A 9,666-nucleotide genomic window follows, 5' to 3' on the forward strand; every position below is an offset into this window, starting at 1 on the left:
GAGGACCATCGCCTCGCAACAACAAGGAGTCCGAAATGAAGATCACCCTGCAGGACGCGCATCGGTTGGCGCGGGACATTCTGGTCGCGCTGAAGGTGCCGGACGACATCGCCGACGACGTGGCCGAGCATCTGGTCGAATCGGACCGCTGCGGCTATGTCAGCCACGGCCTGTCGATGCTGCCGCAGTATCGCGCCTCAGTGGAGGGGGGCAGCGTCAATCCGCAAGGCCGCGCCAGTTGTGCGATGGACCGCGGCACGCTGATGGTATTCGACGGCAATCGCGGCTTCGGCCAGCATGTCGGCAAACGCGTGATGCAGGCCGCCATCGAACGCACGCGCGAGCATGGCCATTGCATCTTCACGCTGCGGCACTCGCATCATCTCGGCCGCATGGGGTATTACGGCGAGATGGCGGCGCAGGCGCGGATGGTGCTGCTCAGTTTCACCAATGTCATCAACCGGCCGCCGGCGGTGGCGCCCTACGGCGGCAGGGTCGCCCGGCTGACCACCAACCCGCTGTGTTTCGCCGGCCCGATGCCGAATGGCCGTCCGCCGCTGGTGATGGACATCGCCACCAGCGCGATCGCCATCAACAAGGCGCGCGTGCTGGCCGAGAAGGGCGAGCCCGCCCCGGAGCGCAGCGTCATCGATGCCAATGGCGAGCCTACAACGGACGCTGGCGCGATCTTCGCCGATCCCCCCGGCGCCCTGCTGCCCTTCGGCGGTCACAAGGGCTACGCGCTCGGCGTGGTGGCCGAACTGCTGGCCGGCGTGCTGTCGGGCGGCGGTACCATCCAGCCGGACAATCCGCGCGGCGGCGTGGCGACCAACAACATGTTCGCGGTGCTGATCGATCCGCAGCTGGATCTGGGCCTGCAGTGGCAGAGCGCCGAGGTCGAATCGTTCGTCCGCTATCTGCAGCAGACTCCGCCCGCGCCGGGATTCGACCGCGTGCAGTACCCCGGCGAGTACGAGGCCGATCATCGCGCCCGCACCGGCGACGAACTGGACGTGAATCCCGCGATCTGGCGCAATCTCGCCAAGGTGGCCGGCGATCTGGGGGTGGCGCTGCCAGGTCAGTGAAGCCGGCCGCCCGGCGGCGCATCGCTCTGGCGATGCAGGCTCAGATCGTGCCGTCGCCCTTCAGCGCGGCAATCTCGTCGGCGCCAAAACCCCAATCGCGCAGCACGGCCTCGGTGTCGGCACCGGGCGGCGACGCAGGCGTTGGTTTGGCCGTCGCCGTGCGGGAGAAGCGCGGCGCCGGCGCGGGGTGAGTCACGCCATCGACGTCGATAAAGGTCTCGCGGGCGCGGTTGTGGGCGTGGACCGGGGCTTCGTCCCAGTCCAGCACCGGGGCAAAGCACGCATCGCTGCCCTCCATCAACACGCACCACTCGTCGCGCGTGCGAGTCTTGAACACCTCGGCGAGCCGCTGCTTCAGCAGCGGCCAGTTGCGCGGGTCGCCCTGCGTGGCGAAAGCCGGATCCTCGATGCCGCACAGTTCGATCAGCTTGCGGTAGAACTGCGGCTCGAGCGCGCCGATCGCGACGTACTTGCTGTCGGCGCACGCATAGGTGCCGTAATACGGCGCGCCGCCGTCGAGCAGGTTGTCGCCGCGCCGGTTGCTCCAGCGGCCGGCTGCCTTGAAGCCGTACATCATCGCCGACAGCAGCGCCGCGCCATCGGTCATCGCGGCATCGACGACCTGCCCCTTGCCGCTGCGCTGGCTCTCCAGCACGGCGCAGACCACGCCGAAGGCCAGCATCATCGCGCCGCCGCCGAAGTCGCCGATATAGTTCAGCGGCACGACGGGCGGCGCATCGGGAAGACCGATCGCATGCAGCGCGCCGGTGATCGCGATGTAGTTGATGTCGTGGCCCGCCGCCTGCGCCAGCGGTCCGTGCTGGCCCCATCCGGTCATGCGGCCGTAGACCAGGCGCGCGTTGCGGGCCAGGCAGATATCGGGACCGAGCCCGAGCCGTTCCATCACGCCGGGACGGAAGCCTTCGATCAGCACGTCGGCCTGTTCGATCAGACGCAGCACCGCCTCGGTGGCGCGCGGCCGCTTCAGGTCGATCGCCAGCGAACGGCGGCCCCGTGCGGTCAGATCGAAGCGGACGTCCCTGGGCAACACCCCGTCGCCGCGATGGGGCCGATCGATGCGAATCACTTCGGCGCCCATATCGGCCAGCATCATCGCGCAGAACGGTCCCGGCCCGAGCCCGACCATCTCCACCACCTTCAGTCCATGCAGCGGACCCGCCATGCCTGTCTCCCGTTGTCGTGGTATCGTCGGCGCCAAGTTACCACGGCACGCCGGCCGGTGCGACAGCACGCCGATCAGGCTGCCCGCCCCATCGACGACAGCACGACGACAGCACGACGACAGCACGACGAGAGAACGACGAGAGAACGACGAGAGAAGACCATGAACGTCAGCGAAGCCATTGCCACGCGCCGCTCGATCCGCGGCTTTCTCGACAAGCCGGTACCGCCGCAGCTGATTCGCGAAGTCGTCGAGAAGGCGGCGCGGGCGCCGTCCGGCGGCAATCTGCAACCGTGGCATATCCAGGTGGTCGGCGGCGCGCCGCTGGACGAACTGAAGGCCATCATGCGCCAGCGCGTGGTGGACGAACCGAAGGGCGAGCCGGCCGAATACCACATCTATCCGCCCGACCTGGTGTCGCCCTATCGCGATCGGCGCTTCCAGGTCGGCGAAGACCTGTACGGCCATCTCGGCATCCCCCGCGAGGACAAGACCGCGCGGCGCCAGCAGTTCGCCCGCAATTTCCAGTTCTTCGGCGCGCCGCTGGCGCTGTTCTGCACGGTCGATCGCCGCATGGGCCCGCCGCAATGGTCGGACCTCGGCATGTACCTGCAGAACGTGATGCTGCTGCTGCGCGAGGCCGGGCTGGACAGCTGTCCGCAGGAATGCTGGGCGATGTATCCGGAGACGATGCGCCGCTTCCTGCGGACGCCGCCCGAACGCATGCTGTTCACCGGCATGGCGATCGGCTATGCCGATCCGGACGCGCCGGCCAATCGCCTGGTCGCGCGGCGCGCGCCGGTGGAGGAGTTTGCCGAGTTCATCGGCATCTGAACGCTTGTATTTACGCGAACTGCGCCGCCTGCTCGCCCGCCAGCATGCGCCATAGCGCGTGCAAGGTCGGATTGGCGCTGTGCGCCGACCGGTAGGCACAGATCTGCAGCGGCGAGCACCAGCTGTCGTCACCGGCCGGCACCAGCGTGCCCGCTGCCAGCGCCTGCGCGACGGTGCTGTGCGGCAGCCATGCCACGCCGTGCCCTTCGCTGGCCATCTTCAGCAGCAGCATCGCCATATCGGCTTCGTAGCAACGAACCAGGCGGCGATGGGCATGCTTCTGTTCCAGAATCGATTCGACCACTCGGCCCAGCGTGGTGTTGGCGGTATAGGCGAGGAACGGCGTCGCGTTCGAGGCCTTGCCGTCAGGCTCGGCCAGCGAAAACACCGGCGCGCCGCGCGAGGTCGGCACCGACACCGGCATCAGCAGATCGCTGCCCACCGTCAGACTGCGAAAGCGCTCGCTGTCCAGCGACACCGGCACGCGCGGATGGTTGTAGCCCAGCATCAGATCGCAATGGCCCTCCGACAACGCCACCACGGCGTCCAGCACATTGGCGGCCACCACGCGCGCATGGAAGGCGCCCGCACGCTGCCGGCACTGCTTGAGCCAGTCAGGGAGGAAGGTCAGCGACAAGGTATGGCCGGCGGCGATTTCAATGGCCTTGCCCGGCATCGTGGCCTCGCGCCGCAGGGCCGCGCGTGCTTCGAGCAGCCGCTCGCAGGCGTCGCGCGCGGTGGCGCAGAATGCCGCGCCCGCCCGCGTCAGCGCCAGCGGATAGGTATTGCGGTCGACCAGCTCGGCCCCGGCCCACTCTTCGAGAGAGCGAATGCGGCGCGACAGCGCCGACTGGGTGATATGGCGCAATTCCGCGCCGCGCGAAAAGCTGCGCGTGCGTTCGAGCACGAGCAGGTCCTCAATCCACTTCAACTGCATGGTCGTCTTCCGTCGGATGCTTGCCGGCCTCGTCGCGAGGCACGACGGTGCGGCCGCTGGCGCCCTATTCCGTTTCCGCATGGCGCCATGGCCGATCCGCATCAGCTGACGCACGGACCGTGCCTAGAATCGACCATTCCCATCAGCGCAGTCCGCGGTCCGACCGTGGACGCGGCATGACAGGCGCCCGGAGCCGCGCGACAAGCGGACCGCGCCAGATTCGCCATCCCGGCCCATCCCCGCCAACGTCGCCATGCTGGCGCGTCGCGGAGGCGGCCATCACGGAGTCGTCGAGATCATGGTCATGCAACTGCTTCACCCCGCGCGCACCGCCACGGCGCATGCGCGCACCATCCTGAACACTGCCCGGCGCAAGGCGCTGCGGCTCGCCGCCGCGGCAACGGCTGCCGCGATCGTCGCACCCGCCGCGCTGGCGGAATACCCGGACCGTCCGATCCAGCTGGTGCTGTCGTTCCCCCCGGCCGGCGCCACCGACGTGCTCGCGCGCGCGGTCGGTCAGCGCCTGTCCCAGCAGCTTCAGCAGCCGGTGGTGGTCGAGAACCGGCCGGGCGCGGGCGGCGCGATCGGCCTGGCCTACGCCGCCAAGGCGGCGCCCGATGGCTACACGCTGTACCTGGCAGCCGTCAGCAATGCCGCGATCGCGGCGGCCACCTATTCGAGCCAGCCCGCCGACCTGGCCAGGGATTTCGTGCCGATCGCCGGTGTCGGCAACGTGCCGCACATCCTGGTGGTGCCCGCGACGCTGCCGGTCAAGACCGTGCCAGAGCTCGTCAAGTATCTGCAAGGCGCACCGGGCAAGTACAACTTCGCCTCGCAGGGGAACGGCACGCTGTCGCATCTGGAGTCCGAACTGTTCCGGCTGCGCACCGGCGTCGATGTGGTGCACGTGCCGTACAAGGGAAGCGCGTTTGCGCTGCCCGATCTGATGGCCGGCCGCTCGGCCATGATGTTCGACAGCATTCCCTCCGCGCTACCGCACGTCAGATCGGGCAAGCTGCGGCTGCTGGCGGTGGCCTCCGAGCGCCGCGTCGGCTCGCTGCCGGAGGCGCCGACCATGGCGGAGGCCGGCATCCGCGACTTCGGCGTCAACAACCTGTTCGGCCTGGTGGCGCCGAAGGGCACGCCGCCCGCCGTGGTGCAGAAGCTGGCCGCCGCGACCAAGGCGGCGCTCGCCATGCCCGACCTGGTGCAATCGCTCGAAGCGCAGGGTGTGCAGGTGCAATTCACGCCGAGCGACGCCTTCGGCCGCATGATCGGCGAGGAAATGCGGACCTGGAGCAAGGTCGCGCAAGCGGCGAAAGTCAGGATCGACTGACGCCCGAACGCTGCGCCCATCCGGGGCGCCCGGACAGATCCCGGCGCCCGCTCATCGCTCGCTTCCCTTCGCATCCCATGACTTCCTTCCTGAACTTCCCCTACCGCTCCCAGCGCGCGCCGGTGCTGGCCGACAACGTGGTGGCCACCTCGCAGCCGCTGGCTGCGGCCGCCGGTTTGCGAATGCTCGCGCGCGGCGGCAACGCCGTGGATGCTGCGCTGGCCACCGCGATCGCGCTGACCGTGGTGGAACCCTGCATGAACGGCATCGGCGGCGACGCCTTTGCGCTGATCTGGGACGGCAACAAGCTGCACGGCCTGAACGCGTCGGGCCGCGCGCCCCGGACGTGGACGCCCGAGTCGTTCTCCCGCTACGACGCCATGCCGTTCAAGGGCTGGGACAGCGTGACGGTGCCCGGCGTGGTATCGGGCTGGCGCACCGCCTGGGACAAGTTCGGCTCGTTGCCGTTCGAAGACCTGTTCGAGCCCGCGCTCGAGTACGCGCACAACGGCTTCGTGGTCTCGCCTACCGTGCACCGCCAATGGCAGTCCCAGATCCCGGTGCTGGAAAACCAGCCGGGCTTCGCCGAATCGTTCGCACCGCGCGGCCGCGCGCCGCTGCCGGGCGAACGCTTCATTTGCCCCGGCCAGGCCGACACGCTGGAGCGCATTGCGCGCAGCGGCGGCGACGACTTCTACCACGGCGAGTTGGCCGCGCGCATTGCCGCGCATGCCCGCGCCACCGGCGGCCGCATCGATCAAGCCGATCTCGCCGCGCATCGGTCCGACTGGGTCGATCCGATCCAGATGCGCTATCGCGATCTGACGCTGCACGAGATCGGTCCGAACGGACAGGGCATCGGTGCGCTGATGGCGCTGGGCATGCTCGACCAGTGGGACGTCGCGTCGGGCGGCGTCGATTCGGCGCGCACCATGCATCTGCAGATCGAAGCGATGAAACTGGCCTTCGCCGATCTGCATGCCTACGTGGCCGATGCCGACGCGATGCGGGCGATCACCGCGCGCGACCTGCTCGATCCCGCCTATCTGAGCGAGCGCGCCCGCGCGATGGATCCCGCCAGGGCCAGCTATCCCGGCCCCGGCAAGCCGCACAGCGGCGGCACCGTCTACCTGACCGTGGCCGATCAGAGCGGCATGATGGTGTCGTTCATCCAGTCCAACTTCAAGGGCTTCGGCTCCGGCGTGGTGGTGCCGGGCACCGGCATCGCGCTGCACAATCGCGGCTGGGGCTTCACCCTGCAGCCCGGACATCCGAACCAGGTTGCGCCCGGCAAACGGCCCTTCCATACGATCATTCCCGGCTTCCTGACGCGCGGGGGCGCGCCGCTGGCCGCGTTCGGCGTGATGGGCGGCTCCATGCAGGCGCAGGGCCACGTGCAGATGACGAGCCGGCTGGCGGACTTCGACCAGAATCCGCAGGTCGCCTGCGACGCGCCTCGCTGGCGCGTGATGGACGACAACGCGGGCGTCGCGGTGGAGGCGCACTGCCCGGCGGAAACGGTGCAGGCACTGCGTGCGATGGGCCATGCGGTTCAGGTCGCACCGGCCGACAGCCTGGAATTCGGCGGCGCCCAGATGGCGATGCGATTGCCGCAGGGGTATGCCGCGGCGTCCGATCATCGGAAGGACGGCTATCCGCTGGGATTCTAGGGCGCAGCGCAACGGGCCTGTCCGCCTTGGGTAACCGGTCGGCGTTATGATGGCGGCACTCTCAACCATCGGTTGCCGATCATGGACAAGGCCCGCGTCCTCACCCTGTTTATCGGCGTGGTGCGCGCCGGCAGCTTCCGCCGCGCGGCGGTGGAGGCCGGTGTCACGCCGCAGGCGGTCAGCAAGGCGGTGCGCACGCTGGAGGCCGACCTCGGCGTCCGCCTGCTGCACCGGACCACGCGCAAGCTGAGCCTGACGACCGAAGGGGCGCGGCTGTTCGAACTGGCCGCACCCGGCATGCGGCAACTCGATGAGGCGCTGGAGCAGATCCGCAGCAGCAGAAGCGAGGACGATGGCACGATTCGCCTGACTGCGCCGCCATCGCTTGGCAGCCGGGTGCTGGTGCCGCTGATGCACGGCTTTCGGGAACGGTATCCCGGCATCGTGTTCGACGTGGTGCTGAGCGATCTCTTCACCGATCTGGTCGAAGCCCGCATCGATATCGGCTTTCGCGTCGGCACCAGCCCGGGACAGAACCTCGTCGCGCGGCGGCTGTGCGATGTCCCGCTGATCATTTGCGCGTCGCCTGACTACCTCGCGCGGCACGGCGAGCCGGCCACGCCCGAAGCGCTGCTGCAGCACCGGTGCACCGGCTTTCGTCGCGCCTCGACGGGTCGCATGGTGCCATGGGAACTGCAGGTAGACGGCAATCTGGTCTACCAGGAGGTGCCCGCGGTCGCCAGCTTTAACGATCTGGACACCGAGGTCGAAGCGGTGCGGGCCGGCATCGGCATCGGCCAACTGCTCGCCTACATGGTCCACGACGATCTGGTCGATGGCCGTCTCAAGCCGATCCTGACCGACTACACCGCCAGCCAGGTGGGGCTGTACATGTATTTTCCCCATCGCACGCAAATGCCGACACGCGTCCGCCATTTCATCGACTTCGTGGTCGAAGCGAGCCGCGGCGCGGAGCAGTCCCTGTCCAGGCTGGTCGGGCTGGTGGCTTGACGTAGCCAGGCAACTGGCAACTTGCGGTTGTTTCTGAGACGGCATTGGGCGCTCTAGTGCCACGGTCGCTCCCCCTCTAGATTGGTCTCAACGGCGGCTGCATTGCGAAACCCCGGCAACACCGGGGACGCGCCGCAGCCACCGTCCCTTATCGAAACCGATCGAGATCATTTCTCAGGAGCGACATCATGATTGCCCAATTCAGCCGCATCCTCGTTCCCGCCGCCGTTTCGCTGGTGGTCGGCCTTTCCCTGCAAGGCGCGCACGCCGCGCCGATCGACAGCACCCCGGGCAGCACCGCGGCACGCAGCCACGACGTGTTCTCGGAAGGGCTGCGCCAGGGATCGTTCAATCCGTACTCGGAAGGCGCGCGCAACGTCGACGGCGATCCGCGCGCACGCGGTGCGGCGCTGGCCGGCATGCCGTCCCTCGTGTAACGGCGCGCTGCGCTGCCAACACACGTACCACCGCACACACAACCCTGTTGCCAGACCTTTTTTTGAGCATGCCTCAAAGGAGAATCACCATGTCCGCCACCACGACCACGACGATCGCCGCCACCACAAACGACAGCAAGGTCTGGTTCATCACCGGCGCCTCGCGCGGCTTCGGCCTGGAACTGACACGTGCCGCGCTCGCTCGCGGCGACCGCGTCGTCGCCACCGCGCGCCGTCCCGAAACCATCGCCGCCGCAGTCGGCCAGCATGCAAACCTGCTTAGCGTGGCGCTGGACGTCACCAGCGAAGCGCAGGCAATCGCCGCCGCCGAGGCCGCGGTGGCGCGCTTCGGCCGCATCGACGTGCTGGTCAACAACGCCGGCTACGGGCTGCTCGGCGCGGTGGAAGAGGCGTCGGCGAAGGAAGTGGAGCAGCAGTTCGCCACCAATGTGTTCGGTGTGCTGGCCGTGACCCGCGCGGTGCTGCCGCAGATGCGCCGGCAGCGCAGCGGCCACGTGATCAATATTTCTTCGATCGGCGGGTATGCGGCGTATCCCGGCTGGGGCGTCTACGGCGCGACCAAGTTCGCGGTGGAGGGCCTGACCGAGGCGCTGGACGCCGAACTCGCGCCGCTGGGCGTCCGCGCCACCGTGGTCGAGCCGGGCTTCTTCCGCACGGACTTCCTCGACGACAGCTCGCTGGTGCGCGTGCGCTCGGAGATTGCCGCCTACGCCGACACCGTCGGCGCGATGCGTGGCCACATGGCGGCCGCCAACCACCAGCAGCCGGGCGACCCGATCAAGCTGGCCGCGGCCCTGCTGGCGCTGGCCGACAGCGACACGCCGCCGCTGCGGCTGCCGCTGGGCTCGGACACGGTGGCTCGCATTGCGGAGAAGCACCGCAAGGTCGAAGCGGAACTGTCGGCATGGCGGGCGCTGGCGGTATCGACGGATCATGACGACGTGCGGGTGGACGAGGCGGTGCTTGCCGGCCACTGAGGCAATGGAATTGCCCTTGCCCTCTCCCCAGCCCTCTCCCGCAAGCGGGAGAGGGAGCGGCGTGACGCTGTTCAGGTCTCGTCGCTGCCAGCAAGGCAATGTTGCGCCGGCGGTTTTCTCCCTCTCCCGCTTGCGGGAGAGGGGCCGGGGGAGAGGGCAAAGGCGTCCCCAACCC

9 protein-coding genes are annotated in these 9,666 nt (G+C 68.6%); 7 read left to right on the plus strand and 2 right to left on the minus strand.

What is annotated here, in order from left to right; all coding sequences use genetic code 11:
* The first annotated feature begins 35 nt into the window (after positions 1-35).
* Positions 36-1,085: an Ldh family oxidoreductase gene (locus HTY53_RS11560; protein WP_174106712.1), complete on the plus strand. Its 1,050-nt coding sequence runs from the start codon at positions 36-38 to the stop codon at positions 1,083-1,085.
* Positions 1,086-1,125: 40 nt separating this feature from the next.
* On the opposite strand, the gene HTY53_RS11565 is transcribed toward HTY53_RS11560, so the two are convergent.
* The gene (locus tag HTY53_RS11565) at positions 1,126-2,268 is read right to left on the minus strand and encodes a CaiB/BaiF CoA transferase family protein (protein ID WP_174106713.1); all 1,143 of its coding nucleotides are present in this window, start codon (positions 2,266-2,268) and stop codon (positions 1,126-1,128) included.
* 162 nt (positions 2,269-2,430) lie between these two features.
* Here HTY53_RS11565 and HTY53_RS11570 point away from each other — a divergent pair, with 162 nt between their 5' ends.
* Positions 2,431-3,102, plus strand: a complete 672-nt coding sequence (locus HTY53_RS11570; RefSeq protein WP_174106714.1) for a nitroreductase — start codon at positions 2,431-2,433, stop codon at positions 3,100-3,102.
* A gap of 10 nt (positions 3,103-3,112) precedes the next feature.
* On the opposite strand, the gene HTY53_RS11575 is transcribed toward HTY53_RS11570, so the two are convergent.
* Positions 3,113-4,039, minus strand: a complete 927-nt coding sequence (locus HTY53_RS11575; protein WP_174106715.1) for a LysR substrate-binding domain-containing protein — start codon at positions 4,037-4,039, stop codon at positions 3,113-3,115.
* Between the two features lie 304 nt (positions 4,040-4,343).
* Here HTY53_RS11575 and HTY53_RS11580 point away from each other — a divergent pair, with 304 nt between their 5' ends.
* From HTY53_RS11580 to HTY53_RS11600, 5 genes are all read left to right on the plus strand, one after another.
* On the plus strand, positions 4,344-5,375 hold the full coding sequence (locus HTY53_RS11580) for a Bug family tripartite tricarboxylate transporter substrate binding protein (protein WP_254599910.1): 1,032 nt from the start codon (positions 4,344-4,346) through the stop codon (positions 5,373-5,375).
* A gap of 77 nt (positions 5,376-5,452) precedes the next feature.
* Positions 5,453-7,045 carry a gamma-glutamyltransferase family protein gene (locus HTY53_RS11585; RefSeq protein WP_174106717.1) on the plus strand — a complete coding sequence of 531 codons (1,593 nt, stop codon included), beginning with the start codon at positions 5,453-5,455 and terminating at the stop codon, positions 7,043-7,045.
* An 81-nt stretch (positions 7,046-7,126) separates the two neighbouring features.
* Positions 7,127-8,056, plus strand: a complete 930-nt coding sequence (locus tag HTY53_RS11590) for a LysR family transcriptional regulator (RefSeq protein ID WP_174106718.1) — start codon at positions 7,127-7,129, stop codon at positions 8,054-8,056.
* Between the two features lie 188 nt (positions 8,057-8,244).
* A complete protein-coding gene (locus HTY53_RS11595) occupies positions 8,245-8,493 on the plus strand; it encodes a LysR family transcriptional regulator (RefSeq protein ID WP_174106719.1) in 249 nt (82 codons plus the stop codon).
* Between the two features lie 89 nt (positions 8,494-8,582).
* A complete protein-coding gene (locus HTY53_RS11600) occupies positions 8,583-9,491 on the plus strand; it encodes an oxidoreductase (RefSeq protein WP_174106720.1) in 909 nt (302 codons plus the stop codon).
* Positions 9,492-9,666 lie beyond the last annotated feature (175 nt).

This window comes from Cupriavidus gilardii, assembly GCF_013314895.1.
In the GTDB taxonomy this organism is placed as follows: Bacteria; Pseudomonadota; Gammaproteobacteria; order Burkholderiales; family Burkholderiaceae; genus Cupriavidus; species Cupriavidus gilardii_C.

Bases quoted from the DNA above. Each gene is read 5' to 3' on its own strand.
- HTY53_RS11560 (WP_174106712.1), top strand. From the start codon at position 36: ATGAAGATCACCCTGCAGGACGCGCATCGGTTGGCGCGGGACATTCTG.
- HTY53_RS11565 (WP_174106713.1), bottom strand. From the start codon at position 2,268: ATGGCGGGTCCGCTGCATGGACTGAAGGTGGTGGAGATGGTCGGGCTC.
- HTY53_RS11570 (WP_174106714.1), top strand. From the start codon at position 2,431: ATGAACGTCAGCGAAGCCATTGCCACGCGCCGCTCGATCCGCGGCTTT.
- HTY53_RS11575 (WP_174106715.1), bottom strand. From the start codon at position 4,039: ATGCAGTTGAAGTGGATTGAGGACCTGCTCGTGCTCGAACGCACGCGC.
- HTY53_RS11580 (WP_254599910.1), top strand. From the start codon at position 4,344: ATGCAACTGCTTCACCCCGCGCGCACCGCCACGGCGCATGCGCGCACC.
- HTY53_RS11585 (WP_174106717.1), top strand. From the start codon at position 5,453: ATGACTTCCTTCCTGAACTTCCCCTACCGCTCCCAGCGCGCGCCGGTG.
- HTY53_RS11590 (WP_174106718.1), top strand. From the start codon at position 7,127: ATGGACAAGGCCCGCGTCCTCACCCTGTTTATCGGCGTGGTGCGCGCC.
- HTY53_RS11595 (WP_174106719.1), top strand. From the start codon at position 8,245: ATGATTGCCCAATTCAGCCGCATCCTCGTTCCCGCCGCCGTTTCGCTG.
- HTY53_RS11600 (WP_174106720.1), top strand. From the start codon at position 8,583: ATGTCCGCCACCACGACCACGACGATCGCCGCCACCACAAACGACAGC.